This is a genomic window from Dietzia sp. Die43 (assembly GCF_024519835.1).
Taxonomy (GTDB): domain Bacteria; phylum Actinomycetota; class Actinomycetes; order Mycobacteriales; family Mycobacteriaceae; genus Dietzia; species Dietzia kunjamensis.
This window is the reverse complement of the sequence record NZ_JALJRF010000005.1, coordinates 71,846-89,245: the sequence shown is the minus strand read 5'-3', so window position 1 is coordinate 89,245 and position 17,400 is coordinate 71,846. Positions and strand designations below refer to the sequence as shown.

General features: G+C 71.7%; 16 protein-coding genes. 6 read left to right on the top strand and 10 right to left on the bottom strand.

Annotated features, from left to right (window positions below):
- The first annotated feature begins 68 nt into the window (after positions 1 to 68).
- Both NR111_RS05580 and NR111_RS05575 read left to right on the top strand, forming a co-directional pair.
- A complete protein-coding gene (locus NR111_RS05580; RefSeq protein ID WP_256820197.1) occupies positions 69 to 1,838 on the top strand; it encodes a phosphoenolpyruvate--protein phosphotransferase in 1,770 nt (589 codons plus the stop codon).
- A gap of 113 nt (positions 1,839 to 1,951) precedes the next feature.
- On the top strand, positions 1,952 to 2,731 hold the full coding sequence (locus NR111_RS05575; RefSeq protein ID WP_308202007.1) for a dienelactone hydrolase family protein: 780 nt from the start codon (positions 1,952 to 1,954) through the stop codon (positions 2,729 to 2,731).
- A 217-nt stretch (positions 2,732 to 2,948) separates the two neighbouring features.
- Here NR111_RS05575 and NR111_RS05570 read toward each other — a convergent pair whose 3' ends face one another.
- The 6 genes from NR111_RS05570 to NR111_RS05545 all read right to left on the bottom strand — a co-directional run bounded on the left by NR111_RS05570 (position 2,949) and on the right by NR111_RS05545 (position 8,759).
- On the bottom strand, positions 2,949 to 5,120 hold the full coding sequence (locus tag NR111_RS05570) for a DUF2156 domain-containing protein (RefSeq protein ID WP_256820196.1): 2,172 nt from the start codon (positions 5,118 to 5,120) through the stop codon (positions 2,949 to 2,951).
- 83 nt (positions 5,121 to 5,203) lie between these two features.
- Positions 5,204 to 6,109: a dihydrodipicolinate synthase family protein gene (locus NR111_RS05565; protein WP_256820195.1), complete on the bottom strand. Its 906-nt coding sequence runs from the start codon at positions 6,107 to 6,109 to the stop codon at positions 5,204 to 5,206.
- Positions 6,106 to 6,636, bottom strand: coding sequence for a bifunctional adenosylcobinamide kinase/adenosylcobinamide-phosphate guanylyltransferase (locus tag NR111_RS05560; protein ID WP_256820194.1), 531 nt, complete (start codon positions 6,634 to 6,636; stop codon positions 6,106 to 6,108). Before NR111_RS05560 ends, NR111_RS05565 begins: the two co-directional genes overlap by 4 nt.
- Positions 6,633 to 6,929, bottom strand: coding sequence for a hypothetical protein (locus NR111_RS05555; protein ID WP_120285547.1), 297 nt, complete (start codon positions 6,927 to 6,929; stop codon positions 6,633 to 6,635). Before NR111_RS05555 ends, NR111_RS05560 begins: the two co-directional genes overlap by 4 nt.
- Positions 6,929 to 7,144, bottom strand: a complete 216-nt coding sequence (locus NR111_RS05550) for a hypothetical protein (RefSeq protein ID WP_067713058.1) — start codon at positions 7,142 to 7,144, stop codon at positions 6,929 to 6,931. Before NR111_RS05550 ends, NR111_RS05555 begins: the two co-directional genes overlap by 1 nt.
- Positions 7,145 to 7,280: 136 nt before the next feature.
- Entirely contained in the window at positions 7,281 to 8,759 is a 1,479-nt protein-coding gene (locus tag NR111_RS05545; RefSeq protein WP_256820193.1) for a sodium/glutamate symporter, read from the bottom strand.
- Between the two features lie 144 nt (positions 8,760 to 8,903).
- On the opposite strand from NR111_RS05545, the gene NR111_RS05540 reads away from it, so the two are divergent.
- The 4 genes from NR111_RS05540 (at position 8,904) to NR111_RS05525 (ending at position 12,749) form a co-directional block, all read left to right on the top strand.
- Entirely contained in the window at positions 8,904 to 9,737 is an 834-nt protein-coding gene (locus NR111_RS05540) for a mycofactocin-coupled SDR family oxidoreductase (protein ID WP_374210691.1), read from the top strand.
- A 54-nt stretch (positions 9,738 to 9,791) separates the two neighbouring features.
- Positions 9,792 to 10,391 carry an ion transporter gene (locus tag NR111_RS05535; RefSeq protein WP_256820192.1) on the top strand — a complete coding sequence of 200 codons (600 nt, stop codon included), beginning with the start codon at positions 9,792 to 9,794 and terminating at the stop codon, positions 10,389 to 10,391.
- A complete protein-coding gene (locus tag NR111_RS05530) occupies positions 10,388 to 11,833 on the top strand; it encodes a YdiU family protein (RefSeq protein ID WP_256820191.1) in 1,446 nt (481 codons plus the stop codon). The genes NR111_RS05535 and NR111_RS05530 overlap by 4 nt, the downstream gene beginning before the upstream one ends.
- A 139-nt stretch (positions 11,834 to 11,972) precedes the next feature.
- On the top strand, positions 11,973 to 12,749 hold the full coding sequence (locus NR111_RS05525; RefSeq protein WP_256820190.1) for a hypothetical protein: 777 nt from the start codon (positions 11,973 to 11,975) through the stop codon (positions 12,747 to 12,749).
- Between the two features lie 50 nt (positions 12,750 to 12,799).
- On the opposite strand, the gene NR111_RS05520 is transcribed toward NR111_RS05525, so the two are convergent.
- The 4 genes from NR111_RS05520 to NR111_RS05505 form a co-directional block, all read right to left on the bottom strand.
- The gene (locus NR111_RS05520; protein WP_256820189.1) at positions 12,800 to 14,359 is read right to left on the bottom strand and encodes an FAD-dependent oxidoreductase; all 1,560 of its coding nucleotides are present in this window, start codon (positions 14,357 to 14,359) and stop codon (positions 12,800 to 12,802) included.
- 9 nt (positions 14,360 to 14,368) lie between these two features.
- Positions 14,369 to 15,358 (bottom strand): diiron oxygenase, encoded by a 990-nt coding sequence (locus NR111_RS05515; protein ID WP_253002737.1) that lies wholly within the window; start codon positions 15,356 to 15,358, stop codon positions 14,369 to 14,371.
- A gap of 266 nt (positions 15,359 to 15,624) precedes the next feature.
- A complete protein-coding gene (locus NR111_RS05510; RefSeq protein ID WP_256820188.1) occupies positions 15,625 to 16,281 on the bottom strand; it encodes a TetR/AcrR family transcriptional regulator in 657 nt (218 codons plus the stop codon).
- Positions 16,278 to 17,315, bottom strand: a complete 1,038-nt coding sequence (locus NR111_RS05505; protein ID WP_256820187.1) for an AraC family transcriptional regulator — start codon at positions 17,313 to 17,315, stop codon at positions 16,278 to 16,280. The genes NR111_RS05510 and NR111_RS05505 overlap by 4 nt, the downstream gene beginning before the upstream one ends.
- Between the last annotated feature and the right edge of the window lie 85 nt (positions 17,316 to 17,400).

Here is a 17,400-nt window from a genome sequence, read left to right as displayed (position 1 = left end):
TTTAGTTATTCTCGTCACATAACCGATCGATGAGCCGGACGAGGGCGTCCGGTCCGCTAGGAGTTCCCATGACGCAGCAGTCGAAGTCCGGGACGGTCATCCGCGGCACCGGCGTGGTCGCCGGACTGGCCTACGGGCCCGCCCGGTGGGTCGTCAGGCAGGATGTCCTCGACCCGGGGGCCGCGGGCGCGGCGGTCGACCCGGGGGCCGCGGGCGCGGCGGGAACCGGGACGGCGGCGGGAGCCGAGGCAGCGGGTGCGCCGGACGAGGCGCAGGTCGAGAAGGGCCGCGAACGCTTCGTCGCGGCGGCCCGGACCGTGGCCGACCGCCTGGATCAACGGGCCGCCCTGGCCACCGGCGTCAGCGCAGAGGTCCTGTCCGCCAACGCCGTCCTCGCCCGCGACCGCGGCTGGGCCAAGGCGGTGGTCAAGGAACTCAAGAAGGGCGCGGCGGTCGAGGCCGCGGCGGTGGCGGCGACGGAGACCTTCGCCGCGATGTTCGCGCGTGTCGGCGGTCGACAGGCCGAGCGCATCACCGACCTCCGCGACATCTGCGCGCGCGTCGTGGCCGAGCTGCGCGGCCTGCCCGAACCGGGCGTCCCCGACTTCGACGCGCCGGGCGTGCTCATGGCCGACGACCTCGCCCCGGCGGACACCGCCGGGCTCGACCCGGCCACGGTGCTGGCGATCGTCTGCGAGCACGGCGGGCCCACCTCACACACGGCGATCATCGCCCGGCAGCTCGGCATCCCGTGCATGGTCGCCGCCGGGGGACTCGCCGCGATCACCGACGGCACGAACGTGCTGGTGGACGCGGCCGCGGGCACGGTCACCGTCGATCCCGAGGAGGGCCCGGCCCGAGCGGCGGCCGAGGCGGACCGGCGCACCCGGGCCGCCGCCGCCGACTGGAGCGGCCCCGCCGTCCTGGCCGACGGGCACGCCGTGCGCCTGCTGGCCAACGTCCAGGACGGCGAGGGGGCCGAGAACGCGGCGTCGGGCCCGGCCGGCGGGATCGGCCTGTTCCGCACCGAGCTGGCGTTCCTCGACCGGGCCGCCGAACCGACACACGACGAGCAGGTCGACCTCTACGCCCGGGTCCTGGCCGCATTCCCGGACGGCCGGGTCGTCACGAGAACCCTCGATGCGGGCTCGGACAAACCGCTGGCGTTCGCGGGCATGACCGAGGAGGACAACCCCGCTCTGGGCGTCCGCGGCATCCGCGTGGATCTCATCGACCCCGGGCTGCTGGACCGGCAGCTCGACGCCCTCGCCGCGGCCGGCCGCCGGGTGGGCGGGGCACAGTCCTCCCCGTGGGTCATGGCCCCCATGGTCGCCACCGTCGACGAGGCCCGCGACTTCGCCGACCGGTGCCGTCGGCGCGGCCTGACCCCCGGGATCATGGTCGAGGTGCCGTCGGTCGCGGTGGCCGTCGACAGGTTCCTCCCGCACGTGGACTTTCTGTCGATCGGCACCAACGACCTCACGCAGTACGTCATGGCCGCCGACCGGATGTCGTCCGATCTGGCCGCCCTCACCGACCCCTGGCAACCCGCCGTGCTCCGGCTCATCCGGGCGGTGGCCGAGGCCGCGGGCCGGTCGCCGGACGGGCGCACGATCCCGGTCGGGGTGTGCGGCGAGGCGGCGGCGGACCCCAACCTGGCGTGCGTCCTGCTGGGACTCGGAGTCGGTTCGCTCTCCGTCGCCACCGCCGCGCTGCCGTTCGTCGGGGCGGCTCTGGCAGGGGTCACCCTCGAGCAGTGCCGGGAGCTCGCGGCCCTGGCGTTGGACAGTGACACGGCGCTCGAGGCCAGGGACGCGGTGCTGGCCGCCCGGAACTGACCGTCCCGCTCGGTGCGACCGTCCCGCTCTGCGCGACCGTCCCGCTCGGCGCGACCGGGCTGTGGTGCCCGGATCCCGGAGGTACCGTCGGTGACGACGGAAGGGATTCGACTGTGGACCTGCGTGGCGACATGACCGTGGACCTGACCATCGACACGGCGGACGGCACCGCGGAGGCGTTCGTCTCGCGGCCCGAGAGCGCCGAGCACGACGTGCCGGGCGTGCTGCTGTTCCCGGACATCTTCGGTCTGAGGCCGCAGATACGCACGATGATGGATCGCATCGCGAGCTGGGGTTACGTCGTCCTGGCGCCGAACGTCTTCTACCGCTCCGGCACCGTCGACGACCTGGCCCCGACCGTCGACCTGCGCGAACCGGGCGAGCGGGACGGCTACATCGCGAAGGTCTTCCCTCTGATGGAGGGACTCACCTCGGACCTGTCGCGACCGGACACCGCCGCCTACCTGAACGCGCTGCTGACGCTGCCCGGGGTCACCGGCGACGTGGGGGTCATCGGCTACTGCATGGGAGCGCGACTCGCGTTGCGCGCGGGCGGGGACCACACGGACCGCGTCGCCACCGTCGGGGGATTCCACGGCGGCGGGCTGGCGACGGACGAGAGCGACAGTCCCCACCTGAGTCTCGCGACCACCCGGGCCGCCGTCCTCCTGCGTCACGCTGACGACGACCCGTCGATGCCGCGGGAAGGGATGGACGTCATCGCGTCCCTGGCCCGGGAATCCGGTGTGCCCCTGGACCAGGACGTCTACCCCGGTGCCCCCCACGGGTACTCGATGGCGGATACGTCGATGTACGACGAGACCGCCGCGGAACGGCACTTCGAGGACCTGCGCGAGCACCTGGCACGGCGCCTCGCGCGCCACGGCGGATGAGCTGAGCCCGGACGGAGACCCCGGCCCACCGCGGCCCTCACGGCCCCTCGGTTACTCCCGCCCGTCACGATGAACTCTCGCCTGCCCGCCGGGGCACGCGAGACGCCAGGCGCGGGAGCGGCTGCGTGGTGGGCGGTCAGGCGGGGGAGCGAGACGCCAGGCGCGGGAGCGGCTGCCGGGAGGTCCGGGGCGAAGCGGTGCGTCCCGCCCGGGGACGTCAGACGTCGACGGTCTCCGAGGGGCCCGAGCGGGCCAGGGCCGCGAGCTGGCGGGTCGTCGCTCCCGGCAGGTACGCCCGGCCGATCGCCACACCGATCCGCGGCAGGTCCGCCTCGTCGCGGAAACACAGGTAGACGGGCTCGATCCTCGGATTGAACTTCGACTTGAAATGGTGGAGCGACCGGAACCCGTAGTAGGGCTCGAGTGCCTGACCCAGCAGATCGAGTCCGCGGTCGAGGACGGCCACCTCGTCGTCGTCGCCACTTCGCGCCAACGGGGCACCGGACAACGAGACGTAGTCGGCGCCCTCGTCCTTGAACTCCAGCGCGGAGCGGGCGATGAGGAACTCGACCATGTTGTTCGCGCCGGGGCCGTTGCGCTTGCGCATGAGATCCAGGGTCCAGCCGCGCACGCCACCGTCGGGCTCGCCGCGGTAGACCGGCAGCCAGGACAGCGCCGCCTGGACCACCCCGCCGGAGTCCACGGCCAGCGCGATGCGGACGTCGTCGTCGAGCGCCTCCTCGACCGTGCCGAGCGTGAAACCCATCTCCGGCAGTTCCTTGTCTCCGACCCACTGCTCGGAGATCTCCCGCACCTGCGCCAGCACCGCCGCGGGTTGCTCGCGCAGCAGCCCCGAGACGTAGGTGGTGCCGCTCTTGTCCGCCTTGTTCATCGCGGACCGGATCTTCTGCCACTTCTTGCCCGCGAAGGCCAGGTCGGGAAGATCCATGATGGTGTCCTCGGCGATCTGCAGCGCCCGCCACCCGTGCGCGCGCATCCGGTCGGCCGTCTCCCCGGATACCGAGAACAGGCACGGGACGGCGGCCTGGGCCTCGGCGAAGTCGACGAACGAGCTCAGCAGCACGTCGCGGTCGGCGGGGTCGGCGACCGGGTCGGCCAGCGCGATGATGGTGCCGACGTGCATCCGGTACCCCACGACGCCCGCCGAGTCGGGGCCCGCGGTGCTCGTGTCCGCGCCGAAGAAGTAGTTCATCGGCTGCCACGTGATCATCCACGACATCGTGCTGCCGCCGTGGCGACGGATGAGCTCACGGACGCGCTCCACCACGTCGTCGGAATGGACGCGCGACCCGGTCACCCGTCGCCGCACCCGCACGCCGAACGCGCCCCGGCCCACCACGAGCAGCACGGCCTCGCCCACCCAGAGCAGACCGGTACCGAGGGTGACGGCGCCGAGGGACTCGAAGTCCGCGGCGACGACCAGGACCGTGACGACGAGGGTGACCACCGCGGTGACCAGGGCATAGGCGAGGGCCACGCCCCACGCTGCCCGGTAGCCACGGCGCAGCAGCTCCGCCGTGGCCGCGGCGATGAGGACGGACAGGAGCATGCCGACCAGGTTCACGTCCTCGGCCTCGGTGGGTCCGAGGGGGCCGTCGGAGGGCAGGAAGTACACCACCACGTGGACCGCGGCGATGAACCACATGCCCGCCGACACCACGAGCCGGGTTTCCCGTCGCGTCCGCGGCCGCAGGCCGTGTTCGGTGCCGGAGAAGAACCGCTCGCCGACGGCGAGGAACACCACGAACGCGACGAGGTGGGTGAGGTCGGCCAGGCTCCCGACGAACAGGAACGACACGATCACATAGCCGTAGAGCAGCGCCCGCGCGCGCAGCCGCCAGGGCGAGACGAGGGTGGCCGTGGCGGCGGCGAGCACGGCGATCACCGCGGTCGAGCAGCCGACATCCAGCACCACCGACAGCTCCGTGGCCCACTCCCAGCCGACCGCGTCGCCGGGGACGATCACGGCGACCGCGCCGAGCACGCCGATGAGCTGCCCGACGGCCGCGGTCAGCGCGGTCCGCACCGGGCCCAGGCGCCACTCGCCCATCCCGATACCGGCCGCCACCAGCACCAGCAGGGACACGTGCTGCAGCGGGGTGAGCCCGAGCCAGGGCCCGGTCACGAGTGTCCACCAGCGGCCGCCCTCCAACGCGGGCACGCCATAGGCGACCTCGGGGAACCAGGTGGCGTCGCCCGCGCTGCGCCACAGGGCCTCGAACACCACCCCGGTGACGAGCAGCGCGGCGACGATCACCGCCGTGACGGGGAGCCGCCGCGCCGCCGTGGCGACCGCGCGGGCGACGGCGGCCACGGGCGAGGGTGCGGCGGGCTCGTCGGACTTCTCGGTCAACTGGTCGGTGCTCACGAGGTCCTCCGGGGGCGGCGCACGGCGAGGGGCGGGGTGGGGGCGGGTGCTCCAAGTATGGAGCCGCCGGCATGAGTGTGCGGTTATTTCCCCAGCGAAAGGGCTGTGACCACCGTCTCTACGACCGTCCGGTCGGCACCGGTGAGGCCGAGCACGGGCCGGGGCAGACAGTTCTCCGCGGCCAGCCCGAGGATCTCGGCGACGGCCGCGACCACCCGCAGGCTGCCGTGCGCGGAGAAGAGTTCCCACAGCGGCGCCAGCCCGGCGGACTCGGCCAACGCCTCCTCGGCCCGACCGGACAGCGCCGCCCGCGCGATCGCCAGGGCGGGGCCCGGGACGGTGCCGGCCAGCACCGAGTACCAGCTGTCGCAGCCCGCGAGCAGTGCCGCCGCGGCCGAGGGGTCGCCGGAGACCCCCAGGCCCACACGTTCGGGCACCGCGGAGCGCAGTCGGGCGAGGTGCTCACGCGCCGCTGCGGGCTCCGCCGGCGGCGGCGGGATCTTGATCGAGGCCACCTGCGGGAGTTCGACCAGTCGCAGGTAGAGCTCGGGCGTGAATCCGAAACGGGTGGTGCCGGGGTTGTCGTAGACCACCAGTGGCACGGAGAGTTCACCGGCGACGTCCGTGTACAGGCCCATCACGTCGTCGTCGGTGAGCGGCTGGTAGCTCATGGGCGCGAGCATCACCGCCGAGGCGCCGGCCGCCTGCGCGTCGTGGGCGAGGGCCTGCGCGTGGGAGGTCCGCAGGGCACTGATCCCGACGATCACCGGAACCCCCGCCGCGTGTCGGACGGTCGCCTCGGCGACCCGGCGCCGCTCCTCGCGGTCGAGGTAGGCATACGAACCGGTGGAACCGAGCGCACCGATCGAGTCGACCCCCGCGCGCACCAGTCGCTCGATGATCGCCGCGTAGGCGCCCTCGTCGACCCGGTCGTCGCTCATCGGCGTGAGCGGGAACGCGCTCAGACCGGTCGTCGCGTGTCCGGTCACAGCGTGAGGACCCGCCCGCACACCACCAGGTGCACCTCGTCGCAGCATTCGGCGACGGACTGGTTGAGCGCCCCCAGCAGGTCCCGGAACACGCCGCCCGAGCGGTACGGGGGCACGACCCCGGATCCGACCTCGTTGGTCACCAGCACCACGTCGTCGCGGGCGGTGAGGGCGGCGCAGAGGGCGTCGGTCCGTTCGTCGACGGCGGCGCGTGCCTCGTCGGCGGGGGCGTCCCACAGTCCGAGGTCGTCGACGGTGGCGGTGAGCCAGGTGCCCAGGCAGTCGACGAGGACCGGGCCGGGGGCGTGGCGCAGCGCGGAGGCCACGTCGGGGGACTCGAGGGTGCGCCACCCCGCGGGCCGGTGTGCCCGGTGGTGCTCGACGCGCGCGGCCCAGTCGGGGTCGTCGAGCTCGTCGGTGGGGCGGCCCGGCGCGACGAACGTCACCGTGTCGGTGCCGTCGAGCAGTCGCACCGCGTGCCGGGACTTGCCGGATCGGACGCCGCCGGTCACGAGGACGCGCGTCATCCCCGCCGCCCCCGGCCGCCGGCGAGGGCCGGGCCGGAGAACAGGGCCAGTCCCACGACGAAGCCGAAGTCGTACCAGTTGCCGTTGTTGTTCACCTCGTAGATCGTCACGGTGTCGGTGAACAGGGAGATGACGAAGGTGACGGGGAGGATGATCCCGTGCCACAGGCCGAGGAGGAACCCGGCGCCGGTGGGGGCGACGTCGACGTTGGGTCCGGCCGCGCACGCGCCGAGGGTGAGTACGACGACGAGGAGGACACCGGCGGCCAGGCCGGCCCGTGACCGGGTGGTCACTACCGCCGCCCGCGGGTGAAGTAGAGGATCGGCCCGATGAAGTTGATCGCGATGATCGCGGCCCACTTGCCCTTGGAGCCCTGCACCTTCGCCGCGGGCCGGGAGGCGAGGTCCGCCCACGCGGTCGCGGCGAGTGACACCTGCACCGAGATGAGGGTGAGCAGGACCGTCTTCTGCGTGTCGGTCAGGTCGTTCCAGCGCTTCTTCGTGGCCACGGCGTACCTCCCGGATCGGATTTTTCTTATCCTAGGCGCTGCCCGGCGTGAGGGATACGGCGTTCGCGGCGTTCCCGGGCGGGGTTACCGGGCAACAGCCGGGCCCGGAAGCGCGAGCCAGCGATCGGCCGCTGTGTCAGCTCGCGGTGGCGGTGTCGGATTCGTCCTCCGGTTTCCCGGCCTTCTTCCACTCGGCCCGCTCCTTCATCTCCCTGGGACGGAAGTAGAGCAGTCCGGACAGGACGGCGACGAGGAAGACGACGAGCATGGTGATGAACAGCGGCCAGACGCCGGTGAGGAAGATGATCGGTACGGCCATCGCGGTGACGAGTCCGCCGCCGAAGAACGGTTCGAAGACGAGCTGCTTGTAGCCGAACGCCTCGAACGCGGGGCTCTGGGCATCGGGGTCGACGATGCGCATGAGGATGAGGCCGGTGGCGGTGACGCCCATCGACTGGCCGAAGTCTCCGATGCCGCGCTCGAACCAGTAGCGGCCGATGATCCGCGGTGCCAGCCAGAGGAAGATGCCGACGTTGACCAGGATGCCGGCCACGGCGAGGATCGTGAAGGCGCCGATGTTCTCGCCGATCGCCTGCAGGGACAGGGTGCCGATCGCGGCGACGATGAGGAAGTCGAGCGCCCAGCCCTGGATCCGCAGCATGATCTGCGGGTCGATGACGTGGGCCACCCCGGCCTTGGTCGCGACCACCTGGACGATGACGCCGCCGAGCAGGGCGATGGGGAACAGCGGTACGTAGGCGAAGATCTCCAGCGGGGTGTTCTCGTCGAGCATGACCGACGCGTAGGTGGCCCGCTCGATCCATCGCAGCCCCTCCAGGATCCCCAGCCCGATGAGGATCGCCAGGGTCACCAGCGCGACGTGGAGGGACAGCGGCTCCACCGACGACGGGCGGGAGGTCATCTTGCCCGCCGAGTAGTACTCGTCCTCGCGGAACAGGCCCTTCTGCTCGCTGATGGACATCTTGGCGCTGCCGCTGATGAGCTCGGTCCTGCCGGTGCGGGCGCCCCAGTTGATCAGGGCGATGCCGAGCACGATGCCACCGACGATGCCCACCGTGGCCATGCCGACGGCGAGGTCGGCCCCCACCGTGAACCCGAGTTCCTCGAACACGCCCCGCATGCCGGCCGCGGTTCCGTGACCGCCCTCGAAGCCGATCTCGATGAGGGCGCCCGTCATGGGTGAGGCGCCGAGCAGGGGCACGAGGATCAGGGCGGCCAGCAACAGTCCGACGACGTACTGCCCGGAGCCCAGGGCCACGCCGAGGGAGAGCTGCGGACCGACGAGCTTGACGGCCCGGGAGGGGCGCGGCAGGTCCTGGCCGAGGAACATCGTGGCGAAGATGACGCTGATGAGCAGGCCCGGGAGGGAGGACCACACCTCCACCATCGGTTCGGTGAAGAGCCCGTTCTCGCCCCACGGTCCGTTGAACCTGCCCAGGACCTCCGGCCCGAGCAGGAGGAGCAGTGCACCACCGACGATGGAGCTGGGGAGGAACAGGGACTGCACGATCCCGACCTTGACGCGGATGATCTTCCCGATCAACAACGCCAGTCCGAGGATGAGAAGGGCGAATCCCACAGCGTTTGCGGACATTGGGCGACCTCGGTTCCGGAAGTGCGACTTACGGTGTCCTTCCGAACCTATCCGCCGGGCGCGCGAATAGTCCCCGATCCGCCCACTTCTCGGGACAGTCGACCCTATGGTGAGCCGCAGACTGCAGCGAGGACGGAGTTCGACATGGCGGGACGAGACATGGCGGGACGACTCGAGGGCAAGGTCGCGTTCATCACAGGGGTCGCGCGCGGGCAGGGCAGGACGCACGCCGTCCGCCTGGCCGCCGAGGGCGCCGACATCATCGGACTCGACCTCGCGGGACCACTGCCGGGGCCGGTCCCCTACGACCCGGCCACCCCGGAGGACCTGGACGAGACCCGCCGGTTGGTCGAGGAGCAGGGGCGTCGCGCGCTCCTGTCGGTCGGCGATGTCCGCGACCTCGAGGGGATGAAGAAGATCGTCGACGACGCGGTGGCGGAACTCGGGCGTCTCGACGTGGTGGTGGCCAATGCCGGCATCTGCACCCCGCAGGTCTGGGACGCGATCAGCCCAGAAGATTTCGCAGCGACCATCGACACCAACGTCACCGGCGTGTGGAACACGGTCATGGCGACGGCCCACCACGTGATCGACGCCGGAGGCGGCTCGATCATCCTCACCAGTTCGTACGCGGGCAAGAAGATCCAGCCGTTCATGATCCACTACACGACGTCCAAGCACGCGCTGGTCGGGATGACCCGGGCGTTCGCGGCGGAACTCGGCCCGAAGAAGGTCCGGGTCAACAGCATCCACCCCGGCGGCGTGGCCACCCCGATGGGCGGTGGAGACATGGTGAGCACGTTGGAGGCGGTCGGCGAGTCGAACCCCCCGCTCAACCTCATGGGCACGACGTTCCTCGAGCAGACGTGGGCGGAGCCGGAGGAGATCTCGAACGTCGTCGCGTTCCTGGCCTCCGACGAGTCGACGTTCATCACCGCCGAGCACATCAGCATCGACGGCGGGTCGCAGTACTTCTGAGGCCACCATGCGTGTCCGAGGCCACCGCGCCGCGCCCGGGGGGATCATCGACGGGTGACGGAGACACGGTGGAAGGAGCTGGCGGAGTGGCCCCTGATAGGCGCCGCTCTGGCCTTCCTGGTCGCCTACGCGGTGATGGTGGTCGGACAACCCGGGGGTCCGGTGGCAGTGGTCACCCGGATCGTGATGGCGGGGACCTGGGTTCTGTTCGCCGTGGACTTCGTGGTCAGGTTGGCGTTGGCGGAGCGTCGCGGACCGTGGTTGCTCAGGCACTGGTACGACCTCGCGGTCATCGCTCTGCCGGTCCTGCGACCGCTGCGACTGCTCCGGCTGGTGACCCTGCTCGGGGGGATGAGGCGGTCGGCGGGCACGGTGGTGCGCGGGCAGGCGATCACCTACGCCGCGGGGTGGACGGCGGTGCTCCTGGTGGTGTCCTCGCTCGCGGTGTTGAACGCGGAACGTGGGGCATCGGGGGCGTCGATCCAGACATGGGGTGAGTCCCTGTGGTGGGCGACCGTGACGGCGACGCTCGCCTCGTGGCTCCTGGAGAGGATCGCCGATCGCGATGGTGCGGGAGAGGACCGGGACGGACCCGGTGAGCCCGGTCCACGCGCCGCCCCGCCCGGCGGCTCGTCCGTATCGTCGGGGCCATGACCACGGACACCGCACGCCCCCTCACTCTCGGAACCCGGTACGCGAGCGAGTTGCCGGAACTGGGCGTGCCGTGGAAGGCCGCGGAGGCGACCGGGCCGCGGCTACTTGTGCTCAACGACGCGCTGGTCGACGAGCTCGGCCTGGACGCCGACTACCTGCGTGGCGAGGAGGGCGTGCGGGTGCTGACGGGCACTCACGTGCCGGACGGGGCCACGCCGGTCGCCCAGGCCTATGCCGGACACCAGTTCGGCGGGTACTCGCCCCGGCTCGGCGACGGGCGGGCCCTGTTGATGGGGGAGCTGCCCGATGGCCGTGACCTGCACCTCAAGGGTTCGGGGCGCACGCCGTTCGCCCGCGGTGGCGACGGACTGGCCGCGGTCGGCCCCATGCTCCGCGAGTACGTCATCAGCGAGGCGATGCACGCGCTCGGCGTGCCCACCACCCGCTCGCTCGCCGTGGTGGCCACCGGGAACACCGTGTACCGCGAGTCGCCGCTGCCGGGCGCGGTGCTGGCGCGCGTCGCCGCGAGCCACCTGAGGGTGGGGACGTTCCAGTTCGCGCGATCGGTCGACGACGACGAGCTGCTGCGTCGGCTGGCCGACCACGCCATCGCCCGGCATCACCCGCACGCCGCCGACGCGGAGAACCCGTACCTGGAGCTGTTCGCGTCCGTGCTCCGCGGCCAGGCGGAGCTCGTGGCCCGCTGGATGCTCCTGGGGTTCATCCACGGCGTCATGAACACGGACAACACCACCATCTCGGGCGAGACCATCGACTACGGGCCGTGCGCCTTCATGGATGAGTTCGACCCGGCCACGGTCTTCAGCTCCATCGACACCGGCGGCCGCTACGCCTACGCCAACCAGCCGCCGGTTCTGCAGTGGAACCTCGCCCGGTTCGCCGAGACCCTCGTCCCGCTGGTCGACCCGGACCAGGACCAGGCGGTCCAGCTCCTCACCGAGGTGCTGGGCACGTTCCCGGAGCACTACCAGCGGGCGTGGACGGCCGGGATGCGCGCCAAGATCGGCCTGCCGGACGAGGTCGGGGACACCGAGGCGACCGACCTCATCGACGAGCTGTCCCGGCTGCTCAGCGCGACGCGGGCCGACTACACCGGTTTCTTCCGCGCGCTCGGGGCGGCCGCGGACGGGGATGATCAGCCGGTGCGCGAGCTGGTCGGGTCGCTCGCGGAGGGCTGGGTGGCGACATGGCGGGCCCGTCGACCCGACCGGGGATCGATGGACCGGGTCAACCCGATCTACATCCCGCGCAACCATCTCGTCGAGGAGGCCCTCGACGCGGCCACGGCAGGGGACCTGGGGCCGCTGTCCGAACTCCTCGTCGTCGTCACCGACCCCTACACCCGGCGCGCCGGTTACGAGCGCTACGAACGTCCCGCCCCTCCCGAGGCCGCACCGCACGTCACCTACTGCGGTACCTGACGCGCCGCCCCCAGCAGTACGCGCGTATTGATACGAAACATTTATCTTCCGTGGGTGCTGTTTGTCAGCCGTTCGTACGACAATGAGGTTGTCACATCAATCTTGCGGCCGGGCCGTGAGACGGGCGGGAGGCCACCACATGCGACTACTCATCGCGGACAGCGACGGCGGGTACCGCCAGCCCTCGGCCATTCTCGGACGGTTCGTCGACGACCTCGTTGAATGGACAGGCGCCCGGGAGGCCGTTCGGGTGCAGTGGCCGGCGCCCGGGTCGGGTCGGCTCCGGCGGTCGCACACCTGGGAATCGGCGTCCGCGGCCGGGGTGGCCGACCTCAACCGCCTCGTCCATCTCCACCCGTCCGACGACCTCGTGCTCATCGGGGCGTGCTGCGGCACCCGGGTGATCCACGACTGGATGGACGCCCACCCGGAGGATCTCGACCGGGTCGCCGCCGTGGGGTTGATCGCCGACCCGTTCCGGCCGCGCGACCGCTGGCTCGTCGGCACGTCCGATCCGGGCGGGCAGGGCGTGGCGGGACCGCGCCGCGGACCGATCCCCGAGCGCACCCACTGGGTGTCGGTGCCGGGCGATCCGCTGAGCGGCGTGCAGCCGTCGAACCTTCTCCGCGGCGCCGTGAGGGACTCGGACCTGACGCCCGTCCAGGTCTACGACGAGCTGATCGAGAACCTCCCCGACTCCCGCACCCGGGTCGCCCTGCGTCTGCACGTCGTGGAGCATCCCGGACGGTGGTCGCCCCATCTGCTCCGTCAGCTCGACGACGTCACCGACACCCTGCTGACCTATCGCGACGCGGGGTACGCCGCTCTGTACGAAGCCGACGTCGACGGCGCCTCCCCGCTGGCGCGGCTCGCGAGGGTCATCGCGGATCAGGTCGCGGCCGACCAGGCCGCCTGAGCGGTTCGGTACACCCAGGCGGTTCGGTACAGCTGGACGGTTCGGTACGGCTAGACGGTCGCCGGGACCGGACGGCGGCTCCGGAGCAACTCCTCGAACCGCGCGGCCGGGCCCGGAGTGGGCAGGCGACCCTCGTTCGCGTCGGCGAGCAGAGAGTTGACCGTCTCGCGCGCACACGTCTTGTTGGAGCCGATGAACCCGCGCGGACCCCGCTTGATCCACCCGACCACGTAGAGCCCGGGCACCTCGCGGCCGTCGGCGGCGTCGAGGACGCGGCCCTCGCGGCTGGGGATGGTCGCGGACGCGGGGTCGAACGGCACCCCGGGCACCGCCACGCCGCGGTAGCCCACCGAGCCCAGGACCAGGCCCGCCGCGAGGGTCTCCTCGGAGCCCGGGCGGGGCACGGCGCGCACCCGGCCGTCGGGGTCGGTGACCGGTTCCGTGCGCACGACCCGCAGGCCCTCGGCCCGCGCGGTGCCCACGACCTCCACGGGCGCGGTCGCGAAACGCAGGATGATCCGGCGACGAGGGGTCGTCTCCGCGGTCCCGCGGCTCGGCCGGTCGGCGATCCGGGCCAGGAGTTCCAGCTTCAGGCGGCCCTGTCTGGTGGTCGCGGCGTCCGGGTCGATGCCGTCGGGGGCGTCGACGCGCAGGTCGATGTCCTCACGGGCGTCGAGTCCGACCAGCTCGGGCAGGGTGAACGCCGCGTGCTCGGGGCCGCGACGGCCGAGAACCACGACCTCGCGGACCCGGCTGCCCCGCAGCGCCTTGAGGGCATGGCGGGCGATGGAGGTGCCAGCGAGCCGCTCCGGGTCGGTGGCCAGGATCCGGGCGACGTCCAGTGCCACGTTGCCGTTGCCGACGATCACCGCCCGCTCGTGATCCAGCGGGACGTCGGCGTCGGCGTGGTCGGGATGGTCGTTGTACCACCCGACGACCCGCGTGGCCGACGTGCTCCCCGGCAGGTCGACCCCCGGGATGTCCAGGGGGCGGTCCGTCCCGGCCCCGGTCGCGTACACCACCGCATGGTGGTGGGCCGCCACCTCCTCGGCGGTGATGTCCTCGCCGACGTGCACGCCGAGCCGGTAGCCGAACCCGGGCTGCTCCTCGATCGCGGTGAACAGGTCCGCGACCGCGCGGGTGCTGGTGTGGTCGGGCGCCACCCCATGTCGGGCGAGCCCGTGGGGGACGGGGAGCCGATCGAACACCGTCACCTCCACGCCGGGCTGGCGGAGGAGTTCGTCGGCTGCGTACAGCGCGGCGGGGCCGGCTCCCACGACCGCGACCCGCAGGGTCGTCCGGGTGGGGCCGAGGCGAACGATCGTGGGGACGCGGGCCTGGGGCCTGCTCGGCCGGTCGTCCCCGGTCAGTGCCTCGTTGATCCCGAGGAAGTCCTGCTGCTCGGGGGCCAACGCGGTGTGCGGGACGATCGCCCCGACCGGGCACGCCCCCACGCACGCCCCGCAGTCCACGCAGGACACCGGGTCGATGTAGAGCATCTCGGCGGTGGCGAAGTCGGGCTCGTCGGGGGTCGGGTGGATGCAGTTGACCGGGCAGGCGTGGACGCATGAGGCGTCCGCGCAGCAGGCCTGCGTGACGACGTGGGGCATGTCGGCGGCCTAGTCGCGGAACGCCACGGGCGGCTCGCCGCGGTACCGGGAGGGGCGCCCGTCGATCTTCAGGGCCTTCCACACCCGCCGCGCGGCCGGGTTCATCAGGCCCGAGTCCTCGGCGAGCTTGCGGACGTCGCCGAAGAGGTCCGACAGGAACCGCTGCGACTCGGGGCTGTCCCAGTACAGCTCGCGGACGACCTCGTCCGGGATGTCGAACGTCTCGCGGAACTCCTTGGTTGGCTTGAGGATCGCGTCGCACAGCACCCGCATGATCACGGGGAAGGCCAGTGAGACGGTCATTGCCTGGCCGCGGCTCAGCTTGGGGGCGTTGCGCGCCACGTAGGTGTGCGCGAACGAGATGTGCCGGGCCTCCTCGGCCACGTGGATCTCCATGATCCGGGACAGGACCGGCGGCAGGGTGTCCGAGTTGCGCAGGACCTGCTTCTGGGTGTGGTCGATGGGTTCCTCACCGGCCAGGACGCCGATGAAGAACGCCACCGGGAACGGGCCCGCGGCGAGCGGGATGATCGGGGACAGCCGCCGGATCCACCGCGGCATGCCGGGCACGTCGGCGCCGATGCGGTTCACGCCCTGCTGGAACATCTGGGTGTGGTGGCATTCCTCGGTGGCCTCGTGGGTGAGGTACCGGAACTCCGCGGCGCCGTTCTGGCTCTTGAAGACGTACTGCATGATCCCGCGGATGAGGATGTTCTCGAACTGAAGGCCGACCTTCATGATGTTGGCCTGACGCCACAGGCCGATCGCGATCTGCTTCTCCCGGGGCAGCCCCAGGTACCACGGGTGGCCGCCGAGCGGGTCGATCCCGGCGGGCAGGATCCAGCGCTCGTCGGTGGGGTCCACCGCGAAGTCCGGGTCGTCCCACGGGATGTCCTTGAAGGCGTCGAAGCTGCGGTGGACCGAGGCGTGCGACAGGCGCCGGAGCGTGTCCTCGTACTCCTCGGTGGTGGCCGACGGGGAGGGGGCGACAGCGGTCATGGCTCATCCTTCCGGTTCCCGACTCGTGGATCGGGAGCGTGGACTGCAGATCGGCGGTGACAGAGTGACATCCGCGATCTATTTGTACCTGACGCTAGACACGCAGAGGCGATTCGTCAACCATTCATGAGGTTCGGTTCAGCTCTGCACGGCGGGGATCCTCGCGGCGAGACTCCGCGCGGCGAGACTCTGCGCGGCGGGGCTCTGCGCGGCGGGGCTCTGCGCGGCGAGACTCTGCGCGGCGGGGCTCTGCACGGCGGTGCGGGTCAGCCCTCGGCGAGTCCACCGCCGAGCAGCGGGCCCAGGTGGGTGCGTGCGAACGCCCGCGAGACCTCCGGGTCGTCCAGGTCGATGGCGGTCGACGGCGTGAGGACGAACGAGATGACGAGGCGGACCGTGAGCTCGGCCCCGACGAGCAGTTCCTCGTAGGGGCGGGAGTCGGGGACGGTCCGCGAGATCTCGGCGGCCAGGAAGTGTGCGGCGGCGGTGATGAGCGGCGCCCCCTGCACCGTGAAGTGCGGGACGGTCGCCTCCGGCTCGGTCTCCAGCAGGCGGTTGAGCAGGTCGTGGTCGCGGAGCGTCTCGACGGTGAACGCGAAGCCCTCGGTGAGCTTGTCCTCCACCGTGGCGTGGGCGTCGATCTCCCGCTGCAGGTCGGCGAGGAACCAGGCGGCCTCGCGCAGCAGCGTGGCCTCGACCAGTTCCTGCTTGTTGGCGAAGCGCCGGTACAGCGTCATCCGCGCCAGCCCGGCCCGCCGGGTGATGTCGTTCATCGTGGACCGGGCGATCCCCACGCCCTCGAACTGTGCGGACGCCGCATCGAGGATCTGCTCCCGGATGGGGTCGTCCATCGCCGTGCCGTCCGGGAGGCTTCGCCCGGAACGCAACATCGCCAACGGGTCGGACGCGGGGGTGTCGCTCATGTACGCGATTGTCCCACCCCGGGCGGGGTCGTGTGCCCGTGCCGGAACTCGCGCGCGGTCATCCCCCACCATCGCCTCGCGTACTGGCTGAACGTCGTGGCGTCGCCGAGGGCCAGCGCCGAGGCGATCTGGGCCAGCGGGATCTCCGTGGTGGTGAGCAGGCGCACGGCGATGTCGCGGCGGACCTCGTCCCGCAATGTCGCGAAGCTCGTGCCCTCACCGGCCAGTCCGCGTTGCAACGTGCGCGGGGAGACGGACAGTAGCCTGGCGACCTGCGGAAGTGACGAGGTGCCGGTGTCGAGGGACTGGTGCAGGGCCGCGCGCGTCCGCTCGGTCATGCTCCGCCGGTCCTCGGGTACGTGCTGGTCCAGGTACCGCAGCGCGAGCTGCTGGACCGCCTCGTCGCCGCCCGAGATGGTGCGACCCAGGAGCGCGGACGGCACGCGCAGCACCGCGGACGCGGTCGACGGCGTGACCGGCGCGCCGAAGAGCGACTCGTACCGCGCGGCGTCGGTGTTGAGCGGATTGGGCAGGTCGACCGACACCAGGCCGTAGTCCCCGCCGAGCACACTGCGCATGGCGCGGTGGAGGAAGAGCAGGACGAGATCCACCGTCTGTGGCGGGATGAGCTGCCCGGGGTCGCGGTAGCCGAACCGCACCCCCAGCACGTCGGTCTCGTCGCGCGGATCGGGTACCACGGTGATCTCGATCGAGCGGGAGTGGAAGAACAGGTACTTGGAGGTCATCTCGAGCGCCTGGGTGGTGGTCCGGGCGTTCTTCACGGCCACGGCGACCGGGCCGAGCATGTCGAGATCCTGGTGCCCCGCCACGCGCAGTCCCAGGTCCGGGCACGCGAGTTCCGCGGCCGCGGTCTCCAACAGGACGGCGATCGACAGGTCCTCCACCAGGATCTCGTCGCTGTCGAGGGCGCCGGCGGGCAGCCCGGACCGGCGGGCCAGGTCGTCGGGGTCGCCGCCGAGTTCGGTGACCACCTTCCGGACCCCGCGCAGGCCGGCCGATCGGATGAACGCCATGGCTCCACCCTGCGGCACTTGGCGTGATCGAGCAACTTATTGGCGCATTCCGGCAAGCCCGCGGTGTCGTCGGCGGATACCGTAC